The 14,128-nt window shown below is 39.0% G+C and carries 10 protein-coding genes; 4 read left to right on the top strand and 6 right to left on the bottom strand.

Annotation, left to right across the window (positions count from 1 at the left end):
* Positions 1–107: 107 nt before the first annotated feature.
* The 5 genes from OQ268_RS01850 to OQ268_RS01830 all read right to left on the bottom strand — a co-directional run bounded on the left by OQ268_RS01850 (position 108) and on the right by OQ268_RS01830 (position 7,000).
* A complete protein-coding gene (locus OQ268_RS01850) occupies positions 108–500 on the bottom strand; it encodes a response regulator (RefSeq protein WP_265854358.1) in 393 nt (130 codons plus the stop codon).
* A 93-nt stretch (positions 501–593) separates the two neighbouring features.
* Positions 594–1,466 carry an N-acetylglucosamine kinase gene (locus tag OQ268_RS01845; RefSeq protein WP_265854357.1) on the bottom strand — a complete coding sequence of 291 codons (873 nt, stop codon included), beginning with the start codon at positions 1,464–1,466 and terminating at the stop codon, positions 594–596.
* A gap of 17 nt (positions 1,467–1,483) precedes the next feature.
* Positions 1,484–2,794: a TolC family protein gene (locus tag OQ268_RS01840; RefSeq protein ID WP_265854356.1), complete on the bottom strand. Its 1,311-nt coding sequence runs from the start codon at positions 2,792–2,794 to the stop codon at positions 1,484–1,486.
* Position 2,795: 1 nt separating this feature from the next.
* Entirely contained in the window at positions 2,796–5,906 is a 3,111-nt protein-coding gene (locus OQ268_RS01835) for an efflux RND transporter permease subunit (protein WP_265854355.1), read from the bottom strand.
* Between the two features lie 2 nt (positions 5,907–5,908).
* Positions 5,909–7,000, bottom strand: a complete 1,092-nt coding sequence (locus OQ268_RS01830) for an efflux RND transporter periplasmic adaptor subunit (RefSeq protein WP_265854354.1) — start codon at positions 6,998–7,000, stop codon at positions 5,909–5,911.
* Between the two features lie 332 nt (positions 7,001–7,332).
* Between OQ268_RS01830 and OQ268_RS01825 the strand changes: the two genes are divergently transcribed.
* The gene (locus OQ268_RS01825) at positions 7,333–9,165 is read left to right on the top strand and encodes a M61 family metallopeptidase (protein ID WP_265854353.1); all 1,833 of its coding nucleotides are present in this window, start codon (positions 7,333–7,335) and stop codon (positions 9,163–9,165) included.
* Between the two features lie 74 nt (positions 9,166–9,239).
* Here OQ268_RS01825 and OQ268_RS01820 read toward each other — a convergent pair whose 3' ends face one another.
* Positions 9,240–9,704 (bottom strand): hypothetical protein, encoded by a 465-nt coding sequence (locus OQ268_RS01820; RefSeq protein ID WP_265854352.1) that lies wholly within the window; start codon positions 9,702–9,704, stop codon positions 9,240–9,242.
* Between the two features lie 263 nt (positions 9,705–9,967).
* Here OQ268_RS01820 and OQ268_RS01815 point away from each other — a divergent pair, with 263 nt between their 5' ends.
* From OQ268_RS01815 to OQ268_RS01805, 3 genes are all read left to right on the top strand, one after another.
* Complete coding sequence (locus tag OQ268_RS01815; RefSeq protein WP_265854351.1) at positions 9,968–11,743, top strand: AMP-dependent synthetase/ligase; 1,776 nt, start codon at positions 9,968–9,970, stop codon at positions 11,741–11,743.
* Entirely contained in the window at positions 11,715–13,430 is a 1,716-nt protein-coding gene (ggt, locus tag OQ268_RS01810; RefSeq protein WP_265854350.1) for a gamma-glutamyltransferase, read from the top strand. The genes OQ268_RS01815 and ggt overlap by 29 nt, the downstream gene beginning before the upstream one ends.
* A gap of 244 nt (positions 13,431–13,674) precedes the next feature.
* Positions 13,675–14,109, top strand: a complete 435-nt coding sequence (locus OQ268_RS01805) for a MarR family winged helix-turn-helix transcriptional regulator (protein WP_265854349.1) — start codon at positions 13,675–13,677, stop codon at positions 14,107–14,109.
* Positions 14,110–14,128 lie beyond the last annotated feature (19 nt).

The following is a 14,128-nucleotide window of genomic DNA, read 5'->3' as shown; positions in this document are numbered from 1 at the left end:
ATTCCTACTAATAAGGATTGCTTGCTATTGGTAAGACTGGTTTTCGCAAAAACAAAAAAGCCAAAAAACATTACTTTTTTTGGCTTCTATTGCGATATTGTTAAGGCTTAGTTTAGCAAGAAACTTCGCTGATCTTCCTCAAGTGACAAAATTTTGGTAATCTTTTTTAAGAGTATATCCATCTGAAAAGGTTTAGATAAGAAATCATCCTGTCCGTAATTTAATGTGGTGAAATCTTTTGGGTCATACAATCCAGAAATCAGAAGAATTGGAATTTTTGAAGTGCTCTCGATCGATTTGAGTTGCTCACACAATACACGCCCATCAATATGTCCTAAAGAGATATCTAGAAGGATCAGATCAGGATTGAAATTTTCAATTCGATTAAAAACCTCTTCGCCATCATTAAGTGCAGACACTTTAAACCCTCCGATTTCCAATATTAACTGTATGGTCTCTAAAACCTCAATGTCATCATCTACTACCAATATTCTCTTCATATGTATGTGGAAATTTATTTACCGTTAAAATTATAACAAAAAGTAACTTGTTATGTTTAAATTCTTAAAAATATTTTAACCGTAAATTCATATTCAATTCACGCCTCCAAGTTGCGGTGCAATCCCTTCCTTTTGGATAATAAAATTAAACAGCTCCTGTATCGGCTTTTGTAAAATTTTCCCAGGTTCAATACCATTTTTTACTAAAACCGATTTCAATACATCTTGATAATAATAAGCAATAGAACCCACAAAATGGCAAGGAACCTGCGTGTACTTAGGATAGTCTTTAATATTCGTGTTTACAAATTCCTGGAAACCCGATCTTAAAATCTCCAATATAAATGGATGGTCTTTGTGGCTAGCCATAAATCTGCTAAAGCTGGCCAGATAGATATTTGGAAACGGTTTTTGATAAACGTTGGTGATAATTTGTTCCTTTTCTAATGGAAATGCCTTTTTAAATTCGGCAGATAAATCGGCAGGCATTTTTTTGTAAAGAAATGACAACAGAATCTTCTTTCCGAAAAATGTTCCAGAACCTTCATCGCCTAAAACATAGCCCAAGCCATGGTGGCCATCATGAATCTTTTTTCCATCGAAATAACAAATGTTAGAGCCAGTACCTAAAATACAGTTTAAACCTTCTGCATTACCGCAAGTAGCATAAACAGATCCTAGTAAATCATGATCAACAGAGATAAAAGCATTTTTGAAAATAGCAGATAGGCCATTGGAAACTACCTCATGCTTATCTGGAGAAGAGCAACCGGCACCGAAAAAATAAATTTCTTTTACCTTATCTGCATACAGCATCATAGTTTCATTTCTGGCAACCAATTTCGAAATCTCTTCCTCACTTAAAAAATAAGGGTTAATTCCTGGCGTATCAAATTTAATGGTCTTACCATCAATATAGCCCATCCAATCTGTTTTTGATGAGCCACTATCTGCAACAAGTATCATGAGTTTAAATATAAAAATTAATTGGATAAATCTATATTTCCACTAATTTCCTTTAAAGTAGTCTCTGCTAACTTTGCTTGAAACTGCATCTCAATAAATCTGTTTTGTGCATCGATGGCATTGCGTTGTGCTTCTCGCAATTCCAATGGTGCAATGCTTCCAAGCCTGTACTTTGTAAGGGTAATATCCAAACTTTCTTTGGCAATATCAACATTGCGTTGTTCTAGCTTAATTAAATCCAGGTAAGTAGTGTAGTTTTGGTAAGCTGATAATAACTGGGTATTTACATCGAGCTTTGTTCTATCTAGATCAAGCTTTGAGGTTTCAATTTCAATCTTTGCGTTGCGTTCATTTTGGCGCTGCAAAAAGCCATTAAATAAATTTAAAGATGCAGTAACTCCATATGTAAGTCCATTTGCCGCAAATTGTTGGTTAAAGCCCGTTGGACTTGTACTTTGAGCCCTGCTATAGCCCGAATTTAGACTAATTGACGGGTAACGGGCTCCGCGAATAGCCTTTAGATTCAGCGCTGCGATTTTTTGATTAATAAAAGCATTCTGTACATTGGGATTCTGGAGTGCTGCCATTTCTGCTTGCTTTGTAAACAAAATTCCGGTATCTACATCAATTTTATCTGCGACTGTAAAATCTGTGCTGATGTCTCTAACCATTAATTGATTGAGGCGCACTTTCGCCACTTGCAGCGCATTTTTAATTTGCAGGTAGTTAGAGGTATCCGTATTGTAATCTACCTGTGCTGTTAACACATCTAACTTAGCACCTCTTCCTAACTGTAGTTTTGTTTTTGCAATATTGGTACGCAATACAGAAACATCTATTGCACTATCTGCGGCTACCAATAATTGCTGTTGCCTTACAACGTCGTAATAGGCAGATATCACATTCGAAATTGTATTAAGAACGGTAAGGCGGGTGTTTACCTCGCCCTGCTTTTCTAATTCCTTAAGCCTATTGTAGTTGGCAAACATGGTAAATCCATCAAAAACGGTCCAATTTAAATCTGCACCATAACTGTTGTTTGTACTTTTGGCACCAGTAATTACACGGTCGGGTCCGGTAGCTGGCGTTTGACGGGTATTTTGCCTGCTGCCGCCATTGCTATAGTTCGCTGCAACGTTTGGCAACATCCCTGCATTTCCAATATTATTGTTATTTGCTGCAATAGCCAAATCATTTCTACTTATTTTTATATCGTAGTTGTTTTCTAAGGCAATGCTGATTGCATCTTTTAGTGTTAATTTTTCTTGTGCAACACCAACCGTGGTTAGGCACATCAACAAGAAAATCAATTTTATATACTTGCTCATCTTATTCTTCATTATGTAAAGCTTCTTGTTCAAAGCGATGGGCGTCTTTTAATTGTTTGTTTGGTTTGTAAGGTTTTGCCCAGTAAGAATAAATCGCAGGGATTACAAATAATGTAAGGATGAGTGAGAATAGTGTTCCGCCTACAATTACGGTTCCCATACTCATTCTACTCTTTGCTGCAGCACCTAAAGCCAGGGCAATGGGTAGTGCGCCAATGGCAATGGCCAAACTAGTCATTAAAATTGGGCGTAAACGAGAAACCGATGCTTCTCTTATGGCCTCGGGAATTGCAATTCCCTTTTCTTTAAGCTGGTTTGCAAACTCTACGATTAAAATTCCATTTTTAGTAACCAAACCAATAAGCATAATTGTGCCGATCTGGCTAAAAATGTTCCAACTTTGCCCACAAAGCCAAAGTGATAAAAATGCACCTGCCACGGCCATGGGCACAGTTAAAATAATAATAACGGGGTCTTTGAAGCTTTCGAACTGAGCCGCTAAAATCAAATAAACCAACAACAATGCTAACCCGAATGCAAAGACAGTATTTGATGAACTTTCCTTGAAATCTCTAGACTCACCACTTAAATCTGTAGAGAAAGTTTCATCTAAAACCTTTTTGGAAATGGCGTCCATTGCATCGATACCTTCGCCTATACTTTTGCCTGGCGCAAGCCCGGCAGAAACCGTAGCAGAAATAAAACGATTGTTTCTATATAGCTGAGGCGGGCTACTTTCTTCTTTAGCTGAAACCAAATTGTCTAGCTGCACCAACTGGCCTTTATCACTTCTAACATAAACAGAGCTTAAATCTAAGGGATCTTTTCTATCACTCTTATCAAACTGGCCAATCACCTGGTATTGTTTTCCATTCATAAAAAAGTAAGAGAAACGCTGACCACTCAATCCCAAGTTTAAAGTTTGTGCAATTGCAGAGATCGATACACCTAAATCTTTGGCTTTATCTCGATCTATTGTTAAATTTATCTCCGGCTTGTTGAATTTTAAATTTACATCAGAAACCGTAAATATGGGGTTCTTAGCTACCTCATCCATAAAAAGTGGCACTTTTTCCCTTAACTTTTCAAAATTTTGCGCCTGTATGATGTAGCTGATGGGTAAACCACCTCTTCTTCCAACTGAAATCGTAGGCTGCTGATTTACAATAACCTTGCCTTCAGTATATTTCTTCGTGATACGCGTAAGCATATCGGCAATCTCTTTTTGTGATCGCTCACGATCTTCAGGATTGATTAAACCCATCCTAACAAAACCCGAATTGGTAGAGCCGGCACCACCAAAGCCTGGTGAAGTGATGGTAATATTCACATTCTTCTCTGGTACCGAATCTATTACCAGTTGATTCAATTTCATGATAAACTGATCTGTGGTCGTAAAAGAAGTTCCTTCTGGTAAGGTTGCATTGATGTTGATCGCACTTCTATCATCATAAGGTGCAGTTTCTTTGGGTAAAACCTTCCAAAACATAAAAATTAATCCCACACAGATAACAATAATTGGTATTGAGAGCCAGCGCTTGGTTAGAAATTTGTCGAGATTTGATGCATAAGCATCATTTAGTTTGATGAAATAAGGTTCTGTCCAGTTGTAGAATTTAGATGGCTTATGTCCGCCTGCTTTCATTAAGTAGGCATTAAGCATGGGCGTTAACGTAAGGGAAACAAATGCCGAAATTAATACGGCCGCACCAATTACAATACCAAATTCCCGGAACAACCTCCCCACAAAGCCTTCTAAAAAGATTACGGGTAAGAACACAGCAGCCAGTGTGATAGAGATTGAAATTACTGCAAAAAAGATTTCATTTGATCCTTTAATTGCCGCTTCAAATGGCGACATGCCTTCTTCAACCTTTTTAAAGATATTTTCAGTTACTACAATTCCATCATCTACAACCAAACCAGTTGCCAACACAATGGCTAGCAAGCTTAAAACATTAATGGAAAAGCCAAAAACGTACATAATAAAGAAGGTGAAAACCAGCGATACCGGAATATCAATTAGCGGGCGAAATGCAATTGCCCAGTCCCTGAAGAAGAGATAGATAATTAAAATTACCAGTACAAGAGACAAGCCAATGGTTTCTGCAACTTCTGTTACCGAACGCTTAATGAATTGGGTATTATCCAATGATACATTTAGTTTGATATCATCTGGCATGTCGGCCTTCAACTTATCAAACCGATTATAAAATTCGTTGCTGATATCAAGGTAATTTGCACCTGGCTGCGGTATAATGGCAACTGCAACCATCGGTCGCCCAGATTCTCTTAGTACCGTTTCCTCATTTTCCGATCCCAGTACCGCATAGCCTATATCTTTGAGTTTAATAACCTGGTTGCTATCAGATTTTAAGATAAGGTTATTGAATTGTTCTTCATTAGTTAGCTTCCCGAGGGTTTTAACTGTAAGCTCTGTTGTAGCGCCGGTAATTTTTCCAGATGGCAGCTCTACGTTCTCATTATCTAATGCTGTAACAATATCTTGCGAGGTTAACCCATAAGCACTTAGTTTGTTAGGGTCCATCCAGATCCGCATGGAATATTTGCGTTGCCCTTGAATTTGTACACTACTTACCCCTGGGATGGTTTGAATTCGATCTGCAATTACGTTTTCTGCAAAATCACTCAATTCCAAGGTATTTCTTTTGTCACTTTGGATCGTCATTGAAAGGATGGCATCGGAATTTGCATCAGCCTTGCTTACCGTAGGCAATCCATCAATATCTTTTGGTAGCGTTCTGGCCGCTTGCGATACCTTGTCGCGAACATCGTTCGCTGCCTCTTCAATGTCTTTATCGAGGTTAAATTCGATGGTAATATTACTGGTACCCTGGTTACTTGATGAAGATATATTTCTTATCCCATCGATAGAATTTATGGATTTTTCTAAAGGCTCTGTAATTTGCGATTCAATAATATCAGAGTTCGCCCCCGGATAAGATGTCCTTACCGAAACAACTGTGGGGTCGATAGAGGGATATTCCCTAACACCAAGAAATGTATAGCCAATAATCCCGAAAAGGACAATTAGCAAATTCATCACGATGGCTAGAACGGGTCGTTTTATACTCGTTGTGGAGATACTCATAATTATTGCTTAACCAGTTTAACTTTAACAGGAGCGTCTTTCTTTAATGCCATAGCGCCTGTGGTTAGCACTGTATCGCCAGCTTTTAATCCAGAGGTAATTACGATATCCTCATCGGTTCGGGTACCAGCTTCTACTTTAACCTCCTGTGCTTTTCCATTTTTTTGGATATACACAATTTTCCCCTTTAGAACGGGTACAATGGCTTGGTTTGGAATTAGTATTGCATTTTCCATCGTATTCAATGCTAATTTTATTTTAGCGAAAGATCCTGGTAGAAGTTCGTTGTTTGCATTTGGGGCAAGTGCCCTAATTTGCAACGTCCTGGTTGCAGCATTTATCCCTGGCTCAATGGCGTACACTTTGCCGGTATATTCTTTTGACGATCCATCGGTAGTGAAGCCAATTGAAGAGCCCATTTTAATTTGCCCTGCATATTTTTCGGGTACAGAAAATGTAATTTTAACAGGATTAGTGCTCACCAGGTTGGCAATAACCGTAGCTGGAGTTAGGTATGTTCCCGCTGAAATGCTACGTAAACCAATGCGGCCGGAAAAAGGGGCCCTGATAGTTGCCTTTGCCAACTGTGCCCTAATTAACTGCGACTGTGCCTGAAATGATTTAAGATCTGCCAGCGACGTATCGTATTCTTCCTGGCTTATGGCGCCTTTCTCCAGCAACTGTCTGGCCCTATTTTCGTTAGTGCCAGAAAGTTTTTGTTTGGTTAATGCTTCCTGCAGTTGGGCCTGAATATCTCTATCATTTACCTTTACCAATACGCTTCCTTTGCTCACATTAGTTCCTTCTTTAAAATAAATGCCTGTTACAAGTCCAGAAATTTCGCTTTTTAATACTACTGATTCATTAGCATCTACAGCACCGGTAACTTCCAGGTCGTTATCGAAAGAAACTGGCTTAACAATAATACCATCTACCACCAATGGAGCGCCTGCACCTCCGCCTTTACCACCCTTAGCCTGTCCACCGCCACCGGCGCTTTTGCCTTCAATTTTGTTATTGTTGCTAATTCTGTAATAAATCCAGTAAGCTAAGCCCAAGGCCAGAATAGCATAGAAAATATACCTTTTCTTCATATTTCGATTTGTCGTGTGTTTTTGGAATGCAGATTTTTCAACATTCAGTAATAGAGCGTAAAAATATCTAAATAGTTTAGTCCTAATTTCGTTGTATTAAGGATGTTACTTATCTACTGGCACCAACGCTGCCTGCGCTCAAAGTGCTTTTGAAACGGCGAGGCACGGCATTAATCTGTAAATAAGTGATTTTTGAGAAGCCCAAATGTATGCTTAATGTGTTTACACAATCACCATTACCTATTATTTTAGCATACCGCAAGCTAAATTTCCAGTATTTAATTCGAAAACCTGATCAATAAATATAAATTTGTGGCAAATCACATGTAAATATGTTTAATAAAAAATCAATTTTAGGTTTAGTTGTATTACTAACGTTTATTATGGCAGCGAAGGCGCAGGTAAAAATTGGCTTCGAAGTTTCTTTTAAAGAGCCTCAAGCGCATTATGCAGAAGTACAGATGAATATTTCTGGCTTGGTGAAAGATTATGTTGATGTTAAAATGCCAGTATGGACACCTGGTTCTTATTTGATCAGAGAATTTGAAAAAAGTGTTGAAGAGTTTAAAGCTACTGCAGCAGGCAAAGCGGTTAAGGTAGAGAAAGTTCGTAAAAATACCTGGCGGATATTTTCTGCAAAGGCGGCAAATATTCAAGTGAATTACCGTGTGTATGCGTTCGATATTTCAGTACGTACACCATTTATTGATGTATCACATGCATTTTTATCGCCAACTGGAATTTTTATGCATCCAGATGGAATGATTAAATCTCCAAGCACTGTTAAAATTATTCCTCACGCATCGTGGAGTAAAGTCTCAACCGGACTAGAGCCTGTATCAGGCGCTCAGTTTACCTATAAAGCTCCAGATTTTGATATTTTATATGATAGCCCAATTGAAGTTGGTAATCAAGATGTATTCGAGTTTATGGCGGCAGGCGTTCGCCATGAGGTGGCCATGTACGGCGGAGGCAACTACGATAAAGAGAAACTTAAAGTAGACATGGCCAAGGTTGTTGAAGAACCAACAAAGGTTTATGGCGAAAATCCCAATAAACATTATGTATTCATTGTTCATAACTTTTTAAGAGGCGGCGGCGGCTTAGAGCACCTTAACTCTACTACACTTGGCGCATCAAGAAACGCATATAACACCGAGGCAGGTTACAAAGGGTTTTTAGCCCTCGTTGCACATGAATATCATCACCTTTGGAATGTTAAACGTTTGCGCCCTGTAGCTTTGGGTCCATTCGATTATGACAATGAAAACTACACTACTAATTTATGGGTTGCTGAAGGTTTTACTTCTTATTACGAAAATAAGTACATGCACCGGGCTGGCTTCACATCTGCAGAAGAGTTTGTAAGTGATCTTGCAGGTGGTGTAGGTACGGTGCTAAATACCCCGGGTGCAAAGTATCAGTCTGCCGCATCTTCCAGCTACGACGCCTGGATCATCGGTTATCGCCCTAACGAAAATTCCAGAAACAATTCAATTTCTTATTACAACAAAGGTGAAGTGATTGGTCTATTAATGGATTTGGAGATTATAAATGCTACAAAAGGCCAGAAAAGTTTAGATGATGTGATGAAAGCCATGTACCTGCAATGCAAAACCTTGAAACGAGGCTATACAGATGCAGAATTTAAGGCCATGGTAGAGAAGGTAGCTGGCATAAGTTTTACCAAGTTTTGGGAGAAATATGTTAATGGAGTAGATGATGCCGAGTATGAGAAATATTTTGGTTATGCCGGCGTAACGGTATCTGCAGAAAATGCTACTCCGGGTAAGCCTGTAAGTGGCGCAAGTGGCCAGTTAACCAATGCAGGTACCATAAGTGTAACTTCAATAGCCCGTAATTCTGCTGCCTGGGTTGCCGGACTTAATGTTAATGATGAAATTATTACGCTAGATGATGTTACCGTAGGGGATGCCCTTGCCACCATCAAATTAAGAAGTCCAATGCTTTCGCTAGAGACACTTCCAGTTGTAAATAAGAAGAATATTGGTGATGTATTGAAGTTGAAAATCAAACGCGATGGATTGGAAAAAGAAATTTCTTTAACGCTGAAAGAAAATCCAAATGTTCGCTTAAAGGCAACGATTAATGAAAATGCTACACCAGCACAGAAAACAGTATTTGCCAAATGGACGGGTAAGTAACCAAAAACAAGCCTTAAAAAAAACACCCGCCAGGATGAAATCTGGCGGGTGTTTTTTTTACGTTTTAATTTTGTCTAGAAGGTGTATCTAAAACCTAAGCCAAATCGTCCGGCGTTAAAATCGCTGTTATTATCGCCAATGTATAGGCGTGGTCTCCAGTCTAAAGCCAAAGCTAATGGTGCTCCACTAAATTTGTAATCTAAACCAACCATTGGTACAAGATAAAAACTAGATCCACCATCGTACAATTGTACAGATGGTCCGCCACCTAAATACCAATCTAAACCTTTAGCGCCAGGGATTGCAGAATTATACTGTAAAAATCCTTGGATAATGGTTGAATTTCCACCAAACAAAACATCACCTTGTATTGCTGCTTTCGAGCTAAAATGATGTCTGATGGAAGGCCCTACTAATGTGGCTCCGTCACCAAAATCAATTCCTAAACCTAAGCCTGTTTTATAATTTTGGGCTTTAACTGTTTCCGTTGTGAAGGCAAATAAGGCAATAAAGCCTAAAATTGTAAATAACTTTTTCATAATACTTCTTTAAAATTTATGTTTTCTATAGTAATATCTGCCTAACAACTTTAATGCCGTTTATGTTTTTCAAGGAAATATCAATCACAATAAAAAACAATGCTTGCATAGTAATTTTGTAATTGCTAAGTTTATTTCAAATTTCTTGAAGGGTAACTAATACAACCTAATGCTAATTTTTCAGGAATGTTTTGCTAAAAAACCAATAAGATTAACCTCTTTTTTGTGTTTGATTTTTTAACTTAACCAAATATTACAAAGATATGGCTGCAGAAATAAAACGCGTTTTCGATCTTTTGAATTATAGTTTAGCGCAACCTAAACAAGAATTTATAAGCGGTAAAGTAAATGGAAAATGGATTAATTATTCTACAGCCGATTTCTGCCGTGCAGTAGATGAACTAAGCAAGGGATTAATTAAACAGGGTGTACACAAAGGTAGTCGCGTTGCGGTGATGTCTCATAACCGGCCGGAGTGGAACATTGCAGATTTTGCTATAAACCAAATTGGGGCCTACCAGATTCCGTTGTACCCCACCTTAGCAGAAAACGATATTCAATTCATTTTAAAAGACGCAGATGTTTCTGTAATTTTTGTTGCCGATGAAGAACTGTATAAAAAGCTAAACCCATGTGCGGTTGCAGTTAATCCTGATATAAAAATATATAGTTTCGATGCCATAGACGGCGTAAACAATTGGCGAATTTTGATGGATGCAGGTGCGAATTCTGCAGACATTAATTTAGATGAGTATCGGAAACAAGTAAACGGCGATGATATTTTAACGCTCATATACACTTCAGGTACCACAGGCACCCCGAAAGGGGTTATGCTTACGCACAATAATTTAGTTGCAAACTTTGTTCATTCTGCCGTTGTGATGCCAGAAGGAGTAAATAAGGGGCTCAGTTTTCTTCCTTTATCGCACATCTTCGAGCGAATGATTATTTACCTCTATTTATTTAATCACACTGCAGTTTATTATGCAGAAAGTATGGAAACCATTGTGGCTGATATACAGCATGTAAAACCAAATGCTTTCTCTACTGTGCCCCGCTTATTAGAAAAAGTTTATGATAAGATAATGGAAAAGGGAAAATCTTTAACCGGTATCAAGAAGGGGATTTTCTTTTGGTCTGTTGCACTTGCAGAAAAGTATACAATAAACGCAGGCGGATGGTACAATTTTAAGCTTAACTTAGCCAGAAAGCTTGTTTTCAAAAAATGGCAAGAGGCACTGGGCGGCGAGATTATTGTTATCGTATCAGGCGGCGCAGCGCTTAACCCTCGATTGGCTCGTATTTTTTGGGCCGCCGGGATGCCTGTTTTTGAAGGCTATGGTTTAACTGAGACTTCTCCGGTAATTACAGTTAATCATTTTGGAGGAACAATGTTTGGCACCGTTGGCGAGGTGATAAAAGGCGTAGAGGTTAAAATCGCTTCAGATGGAGAGGTGTTAACAAGGGGCCATCAAGTAATGAAAGGTTATTACAACAGACCTGATTTAACCAATGAAGCAATAGATGCAGATGGATGGTTTCACACGGGCGATATTGGAGAACTGGTTGATGGCAGGTTTTTAAAAATTACCGATCGTAAGAAAGAAATGTTCAAAACTGCAGGTGGAAAGTATGTTGCGCCGCAAATACTAGAGAATAAATACAAAGAATCTATCTTTATTGAACAAATTATGGTGCTTGGCGAAAACAGGAAATTCCCGTCTGCCTTAATAGTTCCAAATTTTGAAACATTAAAAACATGGGCCGAGCGTAAGGGAATAACATTTGTTTCTAATGAAGAAGTTATTAAAAATGAGCAGGTTTTAACCAAATTTAACGAAGTGATTGAAGCAGCAAACGTGGGTTTTGGTAAGTGGGAACAAGTGAAAAGGTTTGCGCTCTTGCCAAAAGAGTGGAGTATAAATGGGGGTGAACTTACACCGAAGCTGAGCTTGAAGCGAAAAATTATTACAGAGAAAAATAATACAATAATCGAAAAAATCTATAAAGATGCCGAAAATTACAAACCTGTTAGCTAAACTGTCATTCCTGTTTATTGCAACTACTGTTTTGTTTGCAGGCTGTGTTACTGGGCAACTAGGGAAAAACAATAGCGGTGAATTTAAAAATGGTATGGTGGTTACGGCGCATCCTGAGGCGTCGGAAGTAGGGATAGCGATCTTAAAAAAGGGTGGAAATGCCATTGATGCCGCGGTTGCAGTTCAATTTGCATTAGCAGTTGTTTATCCTAATGCGGGCAATATTGGTGGTGGCGGTTTCATGGTTTATCGCTCCGCGAAAGGCGAAATAAATGCACTTGATTTCCGCGAGAAGGCAGCCGCCTCTGCGAGTCGCGACATGTATCTGGATGCCGCAGGTAACCCTATTGTAGATAAAAGCCTTTACGGTCATTTAGCTGCTGGCGTTCCCGGATCGGTAGATGGAATGGTGCAAGCACACCAAAAGTATGGCAAGGTATCTTGGCAACAGGTATTACAACCAGCAATCGATCTTGCCGAAAATGGATTTAAAATTACTAAGCGCCAGGCTAGTGAATTGAACGGGCTACATAGAAAATTTATGGAGTTTAATCCCAACGGAACTGCCTTCGTAAATTTAGAAAGTACCTGGAAAGAGAATGATATTTTAATGCAAAAGGAACTTGCAAATACCTTAAAGCTAATTAGAGATAAAGGTAGAGCTGGCTTTTATAGTGGAGCCGTGGCAGATTCTATTGTGAAAGAAATGCAACGCGGAAATGGTCTCATTACCAAAAACGACCTGGATAATTATCATGCGACCTGGCGAAAACCCGTTACAGGAAACTACCGGGGATACCAGATTATCACCATGCCACCTACGTCTAGTGGCGGAATTGCGCTGGTGCAGCTCCTACAATCTGTTGCGCCCTACCCACTAAAGCAATGGGGGCACAATGCAGATTCTACGGTTCAGCTAATTGTAGAAGCCGAAAGACGGGTCTATGCTGATCGTGCTACACACTTGGGTGATCCCGATTTTTACCAAGTTCCAAGGAATGAGTTGTTAGATGTTTCCTATAATAAAAAGAGGATGGCTAACTTTAATTGGTCGGCCGCTACGCCCAGTAGTGCCGTGCTTGCAGGAGAAATAAAGGGCGCTGAACACGAAGAGACAACGCATTTTTCCATCGTTGATCGCGACGGTAATGCAGTGTCTATTACCACAACCTTAAATGGTTCTTATGGTGCTTTGGTAGCTGTTAAAGGTGCGGGTTTCTTATTAAATAATGAAATGGACGACTTTTCGGTAAAACCCGGTGCCCCGAATATGTATGGTTTGGTTGGTGGAGAAGCAAATGCTATTGCGCCGAATAAAAGAATGCTCAGTTCGATGACACCTACCATTGTAGAAAAAGATGGTAAGCTGTTTATGGTTGTTGGCACACCAGGAGGTTCTACTATCATCACATCTGTTTTTCAAACTATTATAAACGTGGTCGATTTTAATATGTCGATGCAACAGGCTGTAGCTGCTAAGAAGTTTCACCACCAATGGCTGCCAGACGAGGTTTATGTTGAGAAAGATGCAATCGATAGTTTGTCAATTAAAAAACTTCAATCGAAAGGATATAAAATATTAACCCGCGGACCTATTGGACGAGTGGATGCGATTCTCAGAACCAGCTATGGAACCTACCAGGGTGGGGCAGATCCGCGGGGGGATGACAAGGCCATTGGTTACTAGCACTAAGCAACCTTATAATTTGCAAATTAAAATAGGTTGTAAGGCCGCTTTAGCTAATCTGTTCGAACAATTAATTATCGTTTAAGGCGAATTAATTAAGGCTTAACTATTTATTTTACCAGCATACTTATGCCAAAGTGGTTGGAAGGAATAGCGAACTTTTATTTGAATTTTTTTGAAATTTTCTATTGCAATAACAAAATACATTCGCTAGCTTTGTTATGCAAGCATAATAAATTATAAGATGAAACAGCAACAGACGTTAGATTACCATGTGAAGTTTGCCTGGCAAAATATGTTTAACAAGTACAATCAAATGGCGTCGAGTTTTGGAATTACCCAGGCCATTGGTTACATGCTGATCAATATCAATGATGAAGAAGGCACCGCTGTTTCCAATTTAGCTGGCTTGCTTGGTGTAAAGGCTACCAGTTTATCTCGTATGCTAAATAATATGGAAGAAGCCAACCTCATCTTCCGCGAAACGGCTGCGGGAGACAAACGCTCTGTTAAAGTTTTTCTTACTGACTTTGGAAAGGAAAAGAAACAATTGGCTAAGGGGGTTGTTCGGAAATTTAACGAGTATTTAGATGAACATTTTACCAAAAAAGAGAAAGATATATTTATTGGCTTACTGGTAAAATTGAATGAAATAACCATTGCTTACACTGTTGATTAATTTTTTTTAGTGGGGTCTG

The sequence above is a fragment of the Pedobacter sandarakinus genome, from assembly GCF_026240095.1.
Classification (GTDB): domain Bacteria; phylum Bacteroidota; class Bacteroidia; order Sphingobacteriales; family Sphingobacteriaceae; genus Pedobacter; species Pedobacter sandarakinus.
This window is presented reverse-complemented; position numbering and strand designations above follow the sequence as displayed.

Bases quoted from the DNA above. Each gene is read 5' to 3' on its own strand.
- OQ268_RS01850 (WP_265854358.1), bottom strand. From the start codon at position 500: ATGAAGAGAATATTGGTAGTAGATGATGACATTGAGGTTTTAGAGACC.
- OQ268_RS01845 (WP_265854357.1), bottom strand. From the start codon at position 1,466: ATGATACTTGTTGCAGATAGTGGCTCATCAAAAACAGATTGGATGGGC.
- OQ268_RS01840 (WP_265854356.1), bottom strand. From the start codon at position 2,794: ATGAGCAAGTATATAAAATTGATTTTCTTGTTGATGTGCCTAACCACG.
- OQ268_RS01835 (WP_265854355.1), bottom strand. From the start codon at position 5,906: ATGAGTATCTCCACAACGAGTATAAAACGACCCGTTCTAGCCATCGTG.
- OQ268_RS01830 (WP_265854354.1), bottom strand. From the start codon at position 7,000: ATGAAGAAAAGGTATATTTTCTATGCTATTCTGGCCTTGGGCTTAGCT.
- OQ268_RS01825 (WP_265854353.1), top strand. From the start codon at position 7,333: ATGTTTAATAAAAAATCAATTTTAGGTTTAGTTGTATTACTAACGTTT.
- OQ268_RS01820 (WP_265854352.1), bottom strand. From the start codon at position 9,704: ATGAAAAAGTTATTTACAATTTTAGGCTTTATTGCCTTATTTGCCTTC.
- OQ268_RS01815 (WP_265854351.1), top strand. From the start codon at position 9,968: ATGGCTGCAGAAATAAAACGCGTTTTCGATCTTTTGAATTATAGTTTA.
- ggt (WP_265854350.1), top strand. From the start codon at position 11,715: ATGCCGAAAATTACAAACCTGTTAGCTAAACTGTCATTCCTGTTTATT.
- OQ268_RS01805 (WP_265854349.1), top strand. From the start codon at position 13,675: ATGAAACAGCAACAGACGTTAGATTACCATGTGAAGTTTGCCTGGCAA.